Genomic DNA, 17,605 nt, shown 5'->3' with positions numbered 1-17,605 from the left:
CACTATTTTTTTACCAGTCCGGTTGCCTCCCAGGGATTGCCGCCCGCCTGTGTGATCGCTTCGTAAAGTTCTTCATCCAGCTGGAATTCGGCCGCCATGGAGACAAATCGATCCGGGTGATCCAGATGATCCACGGCAGCCAGTACCATGGCCGCCTTGGGCGTATCTTTGGACGACAGGGCACGCAGGGGATCGAAGTTAAAGCTCAGGGCCGCTCCCCTGCCGGTCTTTTTCTCGGCATCCCAGACGAGTATCATGCCGGCCGGGTTGGCAATGACGATCTGCTTCTTCTGATCGTCTGAGAGCGGTTTGACGATCAACCCCTTCTTGCCGGCAGTGCAATCCATGACCACCTGAAAGGCATCTTCCTTACACCACACCGGACAGGCGACCACTATGTAGCGTTCGCCCTGCTCAAGCGGGAAATGGTCGATAATATAATGCGCCATGAGGTAACCCGAGGTCAGCCCCGGGCAGATGTGGTTGTGAAGCTCGGCGCTTTTCAAAAAATCATACGGCGCTCCCTTGGCCCAGGCATTGGCCATGGCGGCGAGGGAAAACAGGTCACGGCCGGCCTGGTATCTGTCGATCTTCTCCCAGAAAGCAGGTCGCGATATGGCGGACGGACCGATGTTGAGGGTGTCGGTGATCCAGCGGTTTTCCATCCGGCTGAGTATAACGGCATCGCCGTCTTTTTTGCGGAAAAGCATCAGGCGGAAGGGGTGGTCCTGGGTGCGCTGAAAAAAGAGCAGGTTGCCCCTGCCCACCGTGCAGCCGGTTTTCTCCTGAGCCTTCGCTAACCAGGGGAGTGCGCATTCGCCGTCCACCTTGACATAAGGGGCGTCAGTCAGGACCAGCAGGCCCGGATCACCTTTCGACACGTCCAGCGTCTGCATGGCCTGGGAAACCGTCTCGTCGAAAGGTGCGGCACAGACGCATCCACTGGAAACGATGGCAAGCATGAGAACAACCACAGCAGTAATACCGGCAATTTTTTGCATGTCTATTTCTCCTTTTCCATGGAACCCACCCGATCGTCAGGTAACGCCTATTGCGCAACCTGACCTACGTATGAATCCTTGCGCCGTGCTTTCCAGCCGTAAAAAAACCCGCACAGACCAAAAATAATCGACAACGCGGCAACTACTCTTATCGGACGACTCGTTCCGCCGGAAGTTGCAGGGGCAGTGGATTGGTCTGATTTTTGCCCATCGCCGTCAGCGCCAACCGCGAAGTCGAGCGTCAGCCGGTGCCCCATGCCGTCGCTGACCGCCGCCCGCCAGGCTCCGGATGAGTCCGTTTTTACCATGAAACAGCCGTTGCGATCGGTCCGGCCGGTCTGAAAGGCGATATCGGAATTGGGGGCCTTGATTTCAACGCCGGCATAACTCATCGGTTCACCGTCATCGTACATGGCCGTGAGACAGTAGCCCATTATCGGCTCGACGGTTCCCTCGACGCCATGACACCAGCCTTCGGAGACGTTCAGCATCGCAACCATCCAGCCAGCGAGAAAAATGAGAATGGGATTCATTTCGTTCTCCTTTCAATCTTGATGGATTCGTAAAAAGTATCAAGATGTGTCCACATGCAGTGAAGCTTCAGCGCTATCTATAAGTAATTGATAACACTGGATCCCCGCCTGTGCGGGGATGACAATAAAGAGAGTATTTCGACTTTTTACGAATCCATCAATCTTCAGCGTTCACCCCATCCATAGCCAGGATCGCGCTGTTTTTCGGACGCTGCAGGCGGTCGAAGAAAACGTAGGCCGCAATGCCCATTCCAATGGTGCCCAATCCGAACAGGGCGGTAATCGGCCGGCTTTTGATGGAAAAAATGATGATCCAAAGATTGCCGAGAATAAACACCAAAGGCGTCAGCGGATAGGCGAATGTTTTATAGGAATGCGCTACGGATGAAGAGAACCGCCGGGTCCGCATCAACCCGATAACGGTCAGCATGGCAAACAGCGAAAGCGTAAAACCGATGTACAGCAAAAGGGTCTCGAAGGAGGCCGAAACAACCATTACGATGGCAATGCCGGCCTGCAGGAAAATGGATGCGGCCGGGGTTTTGCGCACCGTGTCCAGCCGGCCGAACACATCAAAAAAAATGCGATCCTTGGACATGGCATAGTAAACTCTCGGTCCGGTCATCATCATGGCGCTCAGAACGGACAGAAGCCCCAGGGCGACCGCACCGCTGAAAAGGCGGCCCATGTTGAAACCGAAAAGCGATGCGGCCGATTTGGCGCCGATTTCCATAACCCCCTGCATGGCTTCGGGTGGCAGGGCGTACAGGTAGATCAGGTTCAGCAGCAGGTACAAAATCATCACAACGACGGTGCCGGCAAACAGGGAAAGCGGAATATTTCTCTGCGGAGCGGTGATCTCGGCGCCCAGATAAGCGGCTGCGTTCCAGCCGCTGTAGGCAAAGGAGACGAAAATCAGGGCCACGGCGAATTTTTCCGCGGACCAGGGAATCGATGCCGTGGCGGAAAAATGATCCACGGAACCGTTGCCCACCCAAAACCCGGCGCCGATGAACACGACCACCAGCGTGACCTTAAACAGGGTCAGTCCGTTCTGCACCCGGCTGCCGATGCGCAGGCTGTGGTAATGGAGCAGAGAGAAAAGCAAAATAACGCCGATGGCGGTCAGGGTCAGGGGCGACAGGGTCGCCATCCGGACGCCGGATATCGAAAAAGCGATGTCGTGCTCCATGGGAATTGAAAACGTCTGAAAGAAATAAGTCGCAAAGGCCACCGAGGCTGCCGCGATGGGGGCGGAAAAGCCGACAATCAGGGAGATCCAGCCGGACAAAAACCCCACCGGTTTGCCCAGACTTTCCTTCAGGAAGACATACTCGCCGCCGGCCCGGGGGAACCGGGCACCGAGTTCTCCGTAACAAAGGGCGCCGCAGAGGGCGAACAGACCGCCGAACAGCCAGCACAAAAGCAACGCCCGGGGATCGCCCAGCTCGGCCATGATAAAACCGGAGGTCGTGAAAATACCGGTGCCGACCATGTTGGCGATCACCAGGACCGTTGCCGAGAACAGCCCCAATTCTCTTTTCAGTCCGTTGCCCTTTGAGGAATCGTTCGTCATTGATCTTTCCGCCCACCTGTGCCGCCGTAAAAAACTTGTAAGTGTCCATCCAGAAACAGGCCAAATATGGATGGACGCGCGCTAATCCATGAAATCACCGACATACACGAGGTGTTCGAAGGGGAAGTCCTTGCCTTTCATCGCTTCGAGAATCGTATCCAGACGGCCTTTGACGATGTGTTCCTTCTGCTTGTAGCCGGCGTGAAAAACAATGGCGATGGGGGTTTCCACGGGATAGTGGTTTTTCAGTTTCTCCACCAATTCATCGAATTTCGTATGCATGGTGAAGATGATCATCGTGGGATGGTATTCGGCCAGTTTGTCGATTTCCCGGTAAGTGGTCAGCACCGCCGAATGGCTCGCCCTGCCCGACATGATATCCTTGCCCATGGCCGCGTTGGCCGCGTTGAAGCAACTCACACCGGGAATAATTTTCGGATTCAGGTCTTTGAATTCTTCAAGATACCAGCGGTAAGGGCCGCCATAAATCATCAGGTCGCCGCTGCCGAGAACCGAGACCGTCTTGCCGGCCTGAACCGCGGAACGGATCTGTTTGATCAATTGCGCCCGGGATTTCGCGTGCGCTTGGCATTCGGCCTGCTTTTGCGGATCTTTGATGGATGCGCAATCCCTCCTGTACGTGCGCCAACCCGCCAGGGATGGGTCCAGGACCGTTTTGCCGTGCAAATAGCCGGCAAACTCCTCTTGGGTCTGGTCCCTGCAGACGATGACGTCGGACGCCTTAATGGTATCGATGGCCCGCAGGGTGATCAGATCCGCATCGCCGACACCGAGACTGACCAGATAAAACTGGCTTTTGGTTTGTTGATGGGCCAGGGCGGACTGGGGTGCACCCGATAGGAATATGGCCGTAATAAAAAGCGCAGCCAGGGTCCATGATTGTTTTTTAATTTTCAATTTTACCTCCATAGACAAGGAAGAATTGATCGCAGCGATTTCAAGCAGGTCCTATCGAATTTCAAAAGAAAACGCCATATTGTACATATACTCGTCGCAGGTGGCCGTGTCCGTGTAAGGGCATCTGTGGGAAAGCATGATCATCCAGTAACCGGCTTTTTCTATCTTGAGATCGGCCCGCCCCTGGGCGTTGGTTTCGGTCTCCACCGGGAAATGTTTGTGGGGGTGCATCTGACCCTTGGCCGGGGGCTGATGTTTTGCGCTATCGTCTTTGACCGGCGGTTTATGCGGAGCGACGTCTTCGGCTTCAAATCCGGCGAAAGTGGCCCTCACGGTTGCATCGGAAAGAGGACTTCCGTCGAACAGCACCTTGATGGCCAGCGAATCGCCCGGTTTCATCCGTTCGAGGTCGGTCAGCGGGATGACCTCCAGGGGTTGACCGGCTGCGCCGGTGAGATTTTTATCGCTGCCGCCGGCGATGAGCACGGTCTTGGCCTGGATGTGAAAGTTGGTGCACTTGATGGGATCGGCAATCGACTTCTTATCCCCCCATTTGCGGCCTTCCGGCGTGGTCGTAAAGAAGCCCGGCTTGATCCGGGCGGTGATCAGCCAGGCGCCCGGCTTGTCGATTTTCAGCCGATACCGACCGGTCGAGACCGTGGGCAGATCGACCGTGGTACCGTCGGGATCGACCGCCTGGATGGCCTCCACCCGGCCTTCCTTGATCTCCTGGTCGACCCGGTTGGCCGGGTATTTGTGCCCCCAGCCGATACCGATGTCGACGGTCGTTCCGACCCGGGGGAAGTAATTGTCCGGATTGAGCCACAGGTTGTGGGCCCGGACGGTCAGGCTGAACGTAATCAGGCAAAAGAGGGTCAGCAGCGGTACGATATAAAATTGGCGTCGCATTTGGATTCTCCGTTTTTGGCGTCGATTGCTATTGGTTACTGTGCGAAGCGGCCACCATCCGCCAGAAAGTCACCCACATAGAGCAGATACTCGAAGGGCGGCCGCCCGGTTCCCATCTGCTCCAGAATCGTTCCCAGGGTTCCGTGCATCACCCGCTCGCGGTCGGCATAACCGGCGCTGAAGACGATGGCCACCGGCGTGTCGGAAGGATAATGGTTGGAGAGGCTGTCGATGAATTTCTTGAACTCCGTGCGCATGGTAAACAGCACCATGGTGCTTTGGTGAACCGCCATCTCCTCCACGGACCATCCCGAGGCCAGGATGACCGAATGGGAGGCACGACCTTCGGTGACGCCGGCTTTGAGGGCTGCATTGGCCGCATTGAAGCAGCTCAGGCCGGGCACCACCTCGGTGTCCAGGTCGCTAAGCTCGGTCAGCGACCAGGAGCACGGGCCGTAGACCAGGGGGTCGCCGCTGTCGAGCACGGCCACGGTCTTGCCTTCGGCCACCGCCGTCCGCACCAGAGCGGCGAACTCCGCCTGCTTTTGATGGTATTCCTCGCAGCTCATGCGCTCCCGGGAACTTTCGGTTTCGGTAACATCGGTACACTTCTTCCCGTGGAAAGGAAAAAGGCGATGGTAACCGGTGAGGACGTTCTTGCCGGCCAGAATGTCCTGGAATTTATCCTTTAGCCGCTGGTGGGCGAAAATCAGGTCGGCCGATTCGATCACTTTCAATCCCCGCAGGGTAATTAGATCGGGATCGCCGGGTCCCACGCCCACCAAGTAGAATTTCCCGCTGCCGGCCGATGTTGAGGGTGCCGGCCGTCTGAACTGCGCCCGCTCCAATGTCCGGCCCACATAAACAATGGAACGGCGTTGATCGACCCCGGAAAGGTCCGCGGCGAATCCGCCCACCGTTCCCAGCGTGACCGTCTCCTGGCCGACCACTCCGGCATTGGTGACGATGGCCGCCGGTGTCTGGGCAGGATAGGCCTGTTCCAGACGCGCAAAGAGCTCCTGCATTTTCCGGGGCATGAAAATAACCATGGTGGCCCGCTCATGGACGGCCAGCTGCTCGATGGTATCCTGTGCGCCTTCCTTTTTAAAAGGCGCCGTGAGAATGACTTCCCCCAAACTGACCTGAAGGGCTGCATTGGCGGCATTGAATGCACTGAGACCGGGAACGATCACCGGGTCGAGGTCGTGCAGTTCCTTGAGGCTCCAGATGTCCGGCCCATAAATGGTGGGATCGCCACTGCTCAGCATGACCACATGCTTGCCCGCCGATACGGCTTCCCTTACCAAGGCGGCGAATTCGGCCTGCTTGCGATGGTATTCCTCACAGCCCATCGACCACCCGGGCTTCTCCTCCGTGCTCAGTTGTTTGCAATCCTTGCCGTAGAAACGAAACAGGACCCCATACCCGTCCAGGACCTGTTTGCCGGTAAAATCAACGTAAGGGGCCAGCTTCTGCCGGTTTTTCGGACTGCAGAAAACCACATCCGCGTGGCGGATGGCCTCCACCGCTCTCACGGTCAACAGGTCTCCGTCGCCTGGCCCGATCCCCACCACCGTGTAGCTGCCCGGCGTCTTCACCCGGCTGCTCCCGGCCGATAGCGTATGACCGCTGCACCCCACGGCGAACATCCACACCAGAACCACCAGCAGGCCGCCGATCCAAATCCGGTTCTTTATCTTTCCGCCTTGCATCCGATCTTCTCCATTTTTTCTCAGTTAAAATTTTAAATTCAGCGTCGCCCCAATCGTGCGGTCCGTTGCCGGGAATCCGCTGGCGTCGGAATAGGTGACATCGAACAAGTTCTTGACATAAAGGCTGAGGACCGCTTCGTCGAGCAGCCATTTCTTTTTGCAGAGCACCTGCTCGATGCCTGCGTCGACCGTATGGTAGGCCTCGATCTCCACTTCGCGGAAATCGTAGACATCTTCGGCGATCTCCTCGGAGATTTCGGTCACCTCATCGCTCTGGTACTGGTAATCCAGCATAAGGGCTGTCTTTTCGAAGAGCTGATAGCGCAGACCGGCTGTTACGCGGTGCTTGGCCCGCTGATCCAACTCGGTTTCCCCGGCCGGTTCATCGCCTTGATTCTCAAAGTCCTGCCATGAATAGGCCAGATAAAACGAAAGCGGGTCGATGATGTGCCCGCTGAGCTGCACATCGATGCCATGGCGGTACACCTCGTCGAGGTTGATCTTATAATCGCTGAAGCGCAAGTCTCCGGCGCTTCCCGCGGAGTATTGGGCATAGCTGCTGTTGGTGGCGATGTAGTCTTTGATATCGTAAAACGAGTAGCCGAATTTGAACATGACATCCCCGAACAGGCGGCGATCGAGAATCAGGTCGTAGCCGATGCCGTGCTCCGGCTCCAGGAATATGCCGGCCGGCCGCCCCTGGGGATTGTAGTCGCCATGATAATCCGGTGCGCGCCAGATTTTGCTGATGCCTAAAGAGATCGAGCTGTCCCGCAGCCAGGAGGCCAGACTGTCCATGCGCCACGTTGTAAAGGATTTGGGCACGAACTCGTCCCAGTCGCGTTCGACGTACCGTCCGTAAGATGGGTTCCAGAGATTTCCCCCGGATTCGTTGCTCACCCAGATATTGACCTTCTCGTAGCGCAGGCCAAGGGTCGTCTCCAGGGAAGAAAATATTCCCCAGCGGTGTTGAAGATAGCCGCCCTGCTTTTTGATGCGCTCTTTTTTATCGTCGTCCAGTCCCTCGTCGAAAAGTCGCGCCAGATCGTACCCGATCGTTGTCGTATGGTTGGCTGTCCACTGAATTTCATCCTGGATTTTCCCTCCCTCCTGCCACCAGTCGGTGTCCATCACGCTGCGCTCGGCATCCCCCGGGTTCACATAATAGGCGCGTATGCGTTTGTCTTTCCCGCTATAGGCGCCCGCTTCGATCCGCCCGATGGGCGAAGGTTGCTCCAGGTTCAGGCGGTAGAGGTACGATTCCCCATTCCAGGTGGGTTGCTGGAACGGATCGAAGGCGCCGCCTTCCGCCCGCGGATAGTCGCTGTCGTAGTCGCCATCCGCTTCACCGGGGTTGTTGACCGGCGCCTGACGATCGGTATCGGTTCCCGAGGCGCTGACCGTTATGAAACCGTCGGCCGGCAGCAGATAGCCGATGCGGCCATACAGCGTCTCGATGTCCGTTTCGCTGTTTCTTAAAAAACCGTCCGTTGAATAGTGGCGGTAGGCGGTATCGTAGGTGAGGTTTTCGATGGCGCCCCGGGCCGTAACAATGGTGTTGCAGGTATCGTATGTTCCATAGCTCGTGGTCAGTGAGAAATCCGGCTTCAGACTATCCCGATGCGTTGGACGCTGAGTGACCATGTTGATCACGCCGCCGATACTTTTGCTGTCGTAAAGGGCAGAGTGGGGTCCGGGCAGGATTTCTATCTCCTTGATCAGAAAGGTGGGCAACAGCGCATAATCCACTATATTGCTGGATTTGCGTCCCCCGGTTTTCTGAACCGTCACGGCATCGATGGCGGTCACAAAGCGTGTGGCATCGAAACCGCGCAGATAAATGGAGTCGACCCCTGGATCCTGATCCGTGGCTCCCCGAAAATCAACTACCGCCTGGGATTTTAGAACATCAAGAACACTGTTCTGAGAACCGATAGTCTTGAAATCCTCGAGATCGATCACCGTCTTCTCCGGCAGTTGCTCCAAGCCAGCGGCCCCACTTTTACCGGTAACTACAATGGGTTCAAGTTTCTTGACCGCTTTGGATTCCGAATCCGCCTGCTGCGCCCAGGTGGTACTGCTGGCGAAAACGCTGATTAATAAAAAGAATCCAGACAATACTGCCAACGCGCCAATCCGTTTCATCTTCCTGATCCTTCCCATGTCAATATCTCCAGCAGAATGGCTGGTAACAACCGGCACGAAGGCATCACGAATTGACGCCGGGGAAGCTTCAGTGTACAAATACCAAAGCGGCCCCCTGCCGGGGACGCTAACCTAAAGGCAGCCAATACGTCCTGGCCGGGATGAGGCTGCCTTTTTATTTGTGATATGACAATTTGAAACCCGCTATCGGTTTCTTTATTCTGACAAAAAAAACCACAAAAACAGGGGTGGCTTAACCCTTGCCTTCGTGGCTTAAATGAAAATTAATGCACTATTTATGGATATATGGGTTGTTGCTGGAAGTTTGTTAAGCGAGGGCACCTTCATTGTGCTGGATATGGGATATCACTTAACGGTAGGCGGGATATAACTCATTACTGCCGGACCGTCAAGCAAATAATCCACCACGATCCTCCTTTCCATCCATTAACTTCAGGTTGGCCGGGCTTAATGAAGATGTGAAACAAATTTGAGGGGTTGATGCTTTCAGTTACCGATCAACCGGCTTTCACCAATCGCATTTATTTGCTTTGCCATCCTAATTTTAAAGCTTGAAAAATTCATGAGGCTGCTGAGCAGACCCTATTTTCCTGGCTTGTGTGAAAATTTACACCAATGGAATCCAGGCAATGGATTCTTGGAAAAACTGAGTTCCCCTGTTCGTAAATACGGTGACGCACCGATCTTGCCGAGGCGCCCGGATCGCAAGGCGGGAGAAGCGACAATAGCAGCGCTATGGGGGCGCCGAGCAAGCGGGGGAAGCACACCCTGGCGAATGTCGGCGTCGACGGGCCGGTCAGTATTTTTTATCACTATAGCGCGCAAAAGGCAGATGGCAACGAACGGATGGGGACATTTTCCCCCCACAGTTTCGCGATTACGGGTTGCACTCGAATAAGTGAGCCGCTCGTCCAGAATTGCTCAGTACTACCGTTGGCCTTACTCGCCAGCAGTTCGCTGGCCTTCAAACGACGATGCAGCTCCCGCGCCACCGCAACGGCAGGGTCTAGTACGGCCACATTCGGCCCTGCTACCGCTCTGATGGTTGAGATGAGAAACGGGAAGTGCGTGCACCCCAACACGATTGTGTCTGCGCCCTGCTCAAGCAGAGGAGAAACGTAGCGCACGATCAATGCCTCCGTTCTGGGACCATTTAGCTCCGCCTTTTCGACAAGCTCCACCAGTCCGGGACAGGGTTGTTCAAGAATCTGCACGCCCATGCCGTATTTCTCAGCCAAACGAGAGAAGCTCTCGCTCGCCAGCGTCTGACTCGTAGCCAGTACGCCGATGACGCCGGATCGGGTGAGTTGGGCGGCAGGCTTCACGGCAGGCTCTATGGCGACGATTGGGATCGTGAACCGTGACCGCAGCGTCAGTATAGCCACCGTGGTTACGGTGTTGCAAGCCACCACAACGGCCTTCACGCCCTCATTGAGAAAAAACTCGACGATCGCTTCCGCTCTGTCTGTGATGAATTTACCGGGTCGATTTCCATACGGGGCATGGCCTGAGTCGGCAACGTATAGCAGATCCTCCTCGGGCAGCGCGTGACGGATCTCTCGAAGCACGGACAGTCCGCCGACGCCGGAATCGAACACGCCAATGGGGGCACCTTGCATCACTGAAGCCGTCCCTGTCGATGACTGTTAAAAAAGCGTCAAGGTAGTCCTGGGGATATCTATCAGGCAAACGTATGGCGGCCCATTCGTTTGCGATGCCCATCAGTCATCAAGGGCCTTCTTGACGGCCAGGCCGATCTTTTCGATAGTGTAGGGCTTTTTGATGTATTGCCGCACACCCATCTCGATGGCCGCTTTGACGCGCGCGGTCTCGGAAAAGCCGCTGGCGATGATGGCCTTCTGACCGGGGTAAATGTCGCATATCCGGCGGTAGGTATCAAGTCCGTCAATACCGGGGTCCATGACCATGTCCAGCAGGACCAGATCCACGCGGTGGGTCTGCAGGTAGGCCTCGGCCGCTTCTCCACCGGAAACGGAAGCCAACCGGTAGTTCAACCGCTCCAGTATGCCGCGGGCAATCATCCGCTGCTCTTTCACATCGTCTACAACCAGGATCGATTCTCCGTTTCCCGTATATTGTTCGATGGGCACCGACGCTTTATCTGCGGCCAGCATCTTGCGCGTGGCCGGAAAGTACAGCTCAAATGTCGTTCCCTCGCCCTCGACACTCCTGACATCGATATAACCCTGGTGATCCTGGACGGTTGCCCAAACCACCGCCATCCCCAGGCCGGTTCCGCTCCTGCCCATGACCTTCTTCGTGTAAAACGGCTCGAATATCCGTTTGAGATCATCGGCGGCGATGCCGATCCCTTTGTCTTCCACAATCAGGACGGCATAGTCGCCCTCTTTGACATCGTCGTAACCTTCGAGACATCGGTCCACATACCGGTTTTCCGTCGCAATGAAGATTTTACCACCATCGGGCTGCGCCTCCGCCGCGTTGGACACCAGGTTCATGATGGTCTTCTTCAGATGAATGGCGGAACAGGCCACATTGAGCAGATCACCCTGGAGCCGGGTCTCTATTTGAACCGTCGGGTGATGCGATACCAGCTTCTTCAATTCGGGAGAGTTGAGATATTCGGAGACCATCCGATTGAGATTCAGCACCTCGGTGCTGATGACCCCTCGGCGTGCCAGCGTCAGCAGGTCCTGCACAATATCAGCGGCCCGATGGCCGGACCGCTGGATCGTCAACACCGGGTTTCGCAAGGGACTGTCTTTCGGAAGGTCCAGCAGCAGCAATTCCGGATAACTCACGATTCCGGACAATACGTTGTTGAGGTCATGGGCGACGCCACCGGCGAGAAGCCCCAATGCCTCCATTTTCTGAGCCCGCCGCAACTGTTCTGCCTGGCTTCGCTGCTTGGTGATATCTTCAAATATTCCCAGCACCGCATAGATATCGCCATTGGAATCGAACAGGGGACTCAGCAGGTAGCGCAGAAAAAGCGACTTTCCCCAACTGCTGGTAAATTCAGCCTCATAGGCGCCGGATGTGCCGTTCTCCATGCAATCCCTGAATCGATCCGGAAATCGTGTCGGTTCAATTTGGCCGGACTGAAAGACGTTGATCTGCAGGGTGGCCTCTTTGGACGAAGCGCCGATGATCTCGATGAACCTGAAGTTGGCATCGATGATATCCCCGTTGCGATCGATAGTAATGATGCCCAGCGGCGCATTTTCGACAAGGGCACGAAATCGACTTTCACTGGTGCGTAAAGACGCCTCTGCTTTCTTGCGCTCGGTAACATCCTGGGCGATGATGAGTCCGTAATCGATGCGACCGCCACGACCGGTAATGGGAAGGGCCTGGTTCATGAATGTCTGTTGGCCGTAGTCGAACTCAAAATCCCTGGTCTTTCCTTCGAAAACCTGACGACATTCGGATTCTATGATGTCGGCAATTTCCGGCAGGACCTTCCGGATGGTGCGCCCGACGAGCGCATCGGTGGAAAGACCGTGTTTTTGCAGTTCCAGGCCGTCTGCGGCAATCAATTTGAAATCCCTGTCAACGAGACAGAGCGCGCCGTTGGGAAAATTCCTGGCCAGCGTCCGATAGCGGGCTTCACTTTCCCGCAGACTGGCGCTGCTTTCCTGCTCGTTCAACAATGTCTTCTTCAGGTCGTTCAGCATCAGGGCGGTGGTCAGGGTCACCAGGGTGTTGATCAGCAGAAAATTGACCGACATCACGCCCCACTTTTCCAGGGGGTTCTCAATGAGCAGCGACCACGCCGGGCTTCCGTAAACGATATGGAAACCCACTGCCACCAGGGTAAGAAGATTGAGCGCCAGGGACCACAGGGCCGCGGAAAAGCCTAAAATGGCGGCCATGATCACCGAGGCACCGAACAGCCAGATATACCCGGCACCCGTCGGGCCAAGGATAAACATCAATCCGGCGCCGAGGCTGTATAGCATGAGACAGATGGTCCAGGCCCGTATTTGAAACGATAACCCTCGACTCAGCAAAATGACCAGGGCGGAAAGGTATGCACCACTGTCTAAAAGGATGACGCTCCACAGTCCTTCAAGAAAAGCCAGGGCCAAGGAAGGTATCAGGGCAAAGGGGCCCAGGGCGCTGGCCGTGAAGCAGATGACGAACAGGATCCGCTCCCGCCAGAAGGTCAGCGGATCGCTGGCCCACACGGTGTCGGGCATGAACCGCCGCTCCCAGCGGGTCCAGGCTTTTGAAAATTTCTCGAACAAGCTTGATTTCAATCGTTTATCTCGCGTTGGGCTCCCGGAGCCAGAAATACTGGTTTTTATCCGTTGAAACGCGTTGCAGCACCTGCGATTTCAAGAGTCACCGGTGACATGACCCCATAGGTTCTTTTATCGACCCATATGGCGTATTCTTGAATATTCCGGTCAGAAAGGAAGATGTCCGGCGTTCGCGGATCGAAGCCGGTTAACGGCACCGGATGCGGGGTGTGACGACCTGCCGATGCACTGATGAGGATTATTCGATCTCATCGTGCGCAATGTTTCCGGATTTCTTCGAGGGTGTTTTCGAAATGGGCCTTCAACGGACCGCCGAGTTGGATAGCCCTCATGACCGCGTCCAGGGCTTCGCTTTTCCTGCCCTGGTCAATCAGCACCTGTGCCAGGTTATTGAACAGGACCCCTTCATCGGGAAATTTCAGAATCGCATCGCGAAAGATTGCCTCGGCTGTTTTCAAGTTTCCCTGCGCATATCGGCACATCCCCAGTCCTATGGTGGCGGGCAGACTCTCCGGCCAACGGTGCAGTGCGGATTGATAGCCCCCGGCGGCAATATCCCAACGGCCCAAGCGTTCAAGATGGCCGACCGCCCTCAGGTAATTCTCTTCCGAAGCCACGGCAGGCAGTTTGGATGGCGGCAGCACCAGCAGCCCCCAGTAGTTGCTCCTGGCCCAGGTGTACTCGAAGGTCTTCAATGAGATCTGTTTGTGGGATGCCGTCCCGGAATGCATGATCACGGTGTCGTCAGTAAAGTCCAGGCCGATGACAACCGCATAGTGCCAGACGGGATACCAGGAAAGTCCGAGATTCTGCAGCACGAGGACCGGGTGTCCGGCGGCAATCTCATCGCTCAGGGATTTCGGATCGGACAGCCGGTAGACAATCCTGTCGTGCCGTCGAGCGGCAGCGATCATTGCGGACTGGAGGCTGCCTTTTTGTGACGGAGTAAATACTTCAGAGGTCAATTCTTGAGGGGAGACCGGAACGCCGCTCCATGCCAGGGCCATCGCCAGCGCTGCGGGACCGCATTGGAATTCTTTCTGGGGGAAGAACGGAACCGCTGTCAGCAGGCATCGGTCGAATGGAGCATTGGCCAGGGTGGGCCGGCTGATCCCGGCAGGACCCGCGCAACCGGCAACGGCCACGACAAGTGCGATGACCAGCCCGAACCATCCCAACCCGCGTGGAGCAGATTGAGGATAAACTGTCTTTTTATTCGTGACGCTATTTCTTAACAAAAGGGAAAATATCAGTATATCCCATTATATCGGTGACTAAAAGCACGACGAAGACGATCAGGGAAACGATGATGATGGTCTCGCCGGTGCTGCCGCCGGCCGGCAGGCTTTCCATGCGGTCGGCAATGGCGAGAATCTCCGCGTCGGAGAGCGCATGGGTTCGCATCAAGGCCTCACGGACGTCTATACCCTGTGCGACCAGTGCCGCCTTCACATCTTCTCTGGACAGCACGGAATTGACATAGGCGCGGGCATCGCTGATACGACCGGCATCGAGGACCGTTTCGGCAGTGATCATCTTCGCAAGGACCGTCTGGCAGGGAGTTAGGATGACGATCATGAGGACCGCCAGGAACCAACTGACCGGCTTTGCTATCGCTCGAATCTTTCTCATATGCCACCTCTTGATTGAATGGAAGTTGATGTCATTACACATAAACCCGCTAAAAAGTCAAGATGCACCGATGAGATTCCCACCGGAGCCTTCCACTGCCGGTGACAGCAATAGATGCCCCCGATTCAGATTCATTCCTGCTGAAACCATGACTGGGTCTTGAGGCAGACATTGACCAGCATGAGCATCACCGGCACTTCGATCAAAACCCCCACCACCGTGGCCAGGGCTGCACCCGAACTCAGGCCGAACAACATGGTGGATGTGGCGATGGCCACCTCGAAATGGTTGGACGCACCGATCATGGCCGCCGGGGCGGCATCCTCGTAGCGCAGTTTCAGCAGCCGCGCCAGGCCGTATCCCAGGCAGAAAATGAGCACTGTCTGGATGAACAGGGGCACGGCGATCCAGAGGATGGTCAGCGGGTTGCCTAAAATGACCTCCCCCTTGAATGAAAAAAGCAGTACCAGGGTGAGCAGCAGGGCGACGATGGTGACAGGCGTGAGCACATGCAGGAATTTCTCCTTGAACCAGGTCACCCCTTTGGCGGCAATGATCCAGCGTCGGGAAAAGAAGCCGGCCACCAGGGGCAGAGCCACGTAGATGCCGATGGAAATCAGCAGCGCCTGCCAGGGTACCGGCAACCGCCCCACGCCCAGCAGGAAGCCCCCCAGCACGCCGTAAAGCAGCAGCATGGTCAGCGAGTTGATGGCCACCATCACCAGGGTGAGGCCGTCGTTGCCCCGGGAAAGGAACCCCCACACCAGCACCATGGCCGTGCATGGAGCGATGCCCAGCAGGATGCACCCGGCCAGATAGCTGCGCCACAGAGGCACCTCCAGCATCTTGATGCCGTCGGCCAAAATCACGGTACCGGCACCGTGGGTGGCCCCCACAGGCAGGTCCAGGCCGAAGGGCATCTTCACGAGGTCCACCGCATCGGGTCCGATGACCCCCAAAAAGAGAGTTCCGAGAAAAAACAGGGCAATGGCGTACATGGTGAAGGGCTTGATCGCCCAGTTAATGAGCAGGGTCAAAAAAACAGGCTTGCCGCTTTTCCCCGCCCTGATCACCTCGCCGAAATCGATCTTGACCATGATGGGATACATCATGAAAAACAGGCATATGGCGATGGGGATGGAGACCACCGGCGCACCATTCACGGTTATGGCCATGCCGTCCAGCGTCCGGGCGATGCCGGGAGCGACTTTTCCCAGCAGGATGCCTGCAACGATGCACAGGATCACCCAGAGGGAAAGGAAGCGTTCGAAGATACCGGTCATCCTGCGGTCGTTGTCGGGGGCCGCATCGCTGTTCATTGGCTGATTCACTCCTGATCTCGATTGTTGAGGGCGTCGGGCAGGGATTTGATAAATGCGCGGATTTCGTCGCGCACCCGGCGATAATGGGCCATGACCGCTTCTTCGGCAGGTTCATTCTTTGCCAAGGCCGGCGGGTCGTCGAATCCCACATGAACGATCTTTACATTGCCCGGAATGTAAGGACAGGTTTCGTGGGCATGGCCACACACGGTCACCACAAAATCCCATGGTTCATCAATAAAATCCTGGGCCGGTTTGGAGCGGTGGTGGGAAATGTCTACCCCACTTCGGCCATAGCCTTGACAGCCAGCAGGTTGAGTCCGGGGACTTGCCGGCCGGCCGAGCCTTAATCAGGTCGCGCTTCAGGTGGTTCACCCACCCCTCGGCATTTGGCTGCGGCAGGAGTTTCCGGTACATAGGAAAAAAATTTTCAGCCTGTCTTTCATTGGTAATCGCTTCCCTTTGCTTTTGAGCTGAATGGGAAGATATGCATTAAATCAGAATGTTAAATAAATATCCCACGATCAGAATCCCACAGGTCACCACAGTGATGAATACAGCGATCAGTTGCGGCTTGAGTATTTTTCTGAGGATAATCATTTCAGGCAGGCTCAGCGCAATCACCGACATCATGAAAGCCAGTACGGTGCCCAGGGCGGCGCCCTTGCCCAGCAGCGCCTCCACGACCGGTATGATCCCGGCGGCATTGGAATACATGGGCACGCCCATGCCAACGGCCGCCGGTACGGCCCACCAGGCGCCCTTGCCCATTATCGAGGCCATGAATCCCTCCGGCACATAGCCGTGGATCCCGGCGCCAACGGCGATGCCGATGATCATATAGATCCAGACCTTGCCCACGATCTCCTTAACAGCTTCCCAGCCGGCGGTTATCCGGTCCCGCCACACCATTTTAATCTGGGGTGCCGCAGCCGTATCGACATTGAGTTTGACCACCCACTCCTCGATATATTTTTCCAGATGCATGCGGCCGATCACCCAACCCGCCATAATGGCGATGGTCAATCCCGTAGCCATATATATGCCGGCCACCTTCCACCCCAGCAAGCCATACAGCAGTCCCACGGCGATCTCATTGACCAGGGGCGCGGCAATCAGAAAAGAGAACGTCACTCCCAGGGGTACACCGGCGGTTACAAATCCGATAAACAGCGGCACGGCCGAGCACGAACAAAACGGGGTGACGATGCCCAGCGAGGCCGCCATGACATTGCCCACGAATTCGCTTTTTCCGGACAATATGTCCCGTGTGCGCTCAGGAGTGAAAAACGTTCGGATGATGCCCACGCCGAATACCACCAGAACCAGCAGCATCATCACCTTGGGGGTGTCATAAAAGAAGAATTCCAATGCCGCCCCCAGGTGAGTGCCCCTGCCGATGTTAAACAGCGAGTAGGTCAAAAACCGGGAGAGTTGCGGCAATACGCCGTATACCAGCCACCAGAGGTAAACGCCGCAGGCCCCCAACAAGAAGTGGAACCACATGGCCTCCCGGAAGCCGGGACCTTTTTTGCCATTTGCCACCGTAAAACCACCTACATTATTTTCAATCTGGTTCATGCGCGTCT

The 17,605-nt window shown here is 56.2% G+C and carries 13 protein-coding genes and 1 pseudogene; all 14 read right to left on the bottom strand.

The features are described 5' to 3' along the window. Window positions 1–2: 2 nt before the first annotated feature. A complete protein-coding gene (locus ACHZBS_RS20070; protein ID WP_319408305.1) occupies window positions 3–1,001 on the bottom strand; it encodes an FmdE family protein in 999 nt (332 codons plus the stop codon). A gap of 47 nt (window positions 1,002–1,048) precedes the next feature. After that, the gene (locus ACHZBS_RS20065) at window positions 1,049–1,534 is read right to left on the bottom strand and encodes a hypothetical protein (protein WP_319408304.1); all 486 of its coding nucleotides are present in this window, start codon (window positions 1,532–1,534) and stop codon (window positions 1,049–1,051) included. 157 nt (window positions 1,535–1,691) lie between these two features. Next, window positions 1,692–3,110, bottom strand: a complete 1,419-nt coding sequence (locus ACHZBS_RS20060) for an amino acid permease (protein ID WP_319408303.1) — start codon at window positions 3,108–3,110, stop codon at window positions 1,692–1,694. Between the two features lie 81 nt (window positions 3,111–3,191). Continuing rightward, window positions 3,192–4,028, bottom strand: coding sequence for an SAM-dependent methyltransferase (locus ACHZBS_RS20055; protein ID WP_319408302.1), 837 nt, complete (start codon window positions 4,026–4,028; stop codon window positions 3,192–3,194). Window positions 4,029–4,079: 51 nt separating this feature from the next. Then, window positions 4,080–4,937, bottom strand: a complete 858-nt coding sequence (locus ACHZBS_RS20050; RefSeq protein WP_319408301.1) for a DUF4198 domain-containing protein — start codon at window positions 4,935–4,937, stop codon at window positions 4,080–4,082. A 35-nt stretch (window positions 4,938–4,972) separates the two neighbouring features. Continuing rightward, window positions 4,973–6,649, bottom strand: a complete 1,677-nt coding sequence (locus ACHZBS_RS20045; protein WP_319408300.1) for an SAM-dependent methyltransferase — start codon at window positions 6,647–6,649, stop codon at window positions 4,973–4,975. Window positions 6,650–6,673: 24 nt separating this feature from the next. Then, window positions 6,674–8,812, bottom strand: coding sequence for a TonB-dependent receptor domain-containing protein (locus ACHZBS_RS20040; protein ID WP_319408299.1), 2,139 nt, complete (start codon window positions 8,810–8,812; stop codon window positions 6,674–6,676). Between the two features lie 815 nt (window positions 8,813–9,627). Continuing rightward, complete coding sequence (gene murI / locus ACHZBS_RS20035; RefSeq protein ID WP_319408298.1) at window positions 9,628–10,434, bottom strand: glutamate racemase; 807 nt, start codon at window positions 10,432–10,434, stop codon at window positions 9,628–9,630. 102 nt (window positions 10,435–10,536) lie between these two features. Beyond that, entirely contained in the window at window positions 10,537–13,059 is a 2,523-nt protein-coding gene (locus ACHZBS_RS20030) for a PAS domain S-box protein (protein WP_319408297.1), read from the bottom strand. 251 nt (window positions 13,060–13,310) lie between these two features. Continuing rightward, entirely contained in the window at window positions 13,311–14,240 is a 930-nt protein-coding gene (locus tag ACHZBS_RS20025) for a PA2778 family cysteine peptidase (RefSeq protein WP_319408296.1), read from the bottom strand. A 46-nt stretch (window positions 14,241–14,286) separates the two neighbouring features. Further along, a complete protein-coding gene (locus tag ACHZBS_RS20020; RefSeq protein WP_319408295.1) occupies window positions 14,287–14,694 on the bottom strand; it encodes a PA2779 family protein in 408 nt (135 codons plus the stop codon). A 131-nt stretch (window positions 14,695–14,825) separates the two neighbouring features. Then, window positions 14,826–16,013 (bottom strand): ACR3 family arsenite efflux transporter, encoded by a 1,188-nt coding sequence (gene arsB, locus ACHZBS_RS20015; RefSeq protein ID WP_319408294.1) that lies wholly within the window; start codon window positions 16,011–16,013, stop codon window positions 14,826–14,828. A gap of 8 nt (window positions 16,014–16,021) precedes the next feature. Next, window positions 16,022–16,462: pseudogene (locus ACHZBS_RS20010) on the bottom strand (arsenate reductase ArsC). Window positions 16,463–16,508: 46 nt separating this feature from the next. Then, window positions 16,509–17,597 carry a permease gene (locus ACHZBS_RS20005; RefSeq protein WP_319408292.1) on the bottom strand — a complete coding sequence of 363 codons (1,089 nt, stop codon included), beginning with the start codon at window positions 17,595–17,597 and terminating at the stop codon, window positions 16,509–16,511. Window positions 17,598–17,605: the final 8 nt, after the last annotated feature.

This window comes from uncultured Desulfosarcina sp. (genome assembly GCF_963664155.2).
Taxonomy (GTDB): Bacteria; Desulfobacterota; Desulfobacteria; order Desulfobacterales; family Desulfosarcinaceae; genus Desulfosarcina.
The sequence above is the reverse complement of the archived record's forward strand: the minus strand, read 5'-3'. Positions and strand labels throughout refer to the sequence as shown.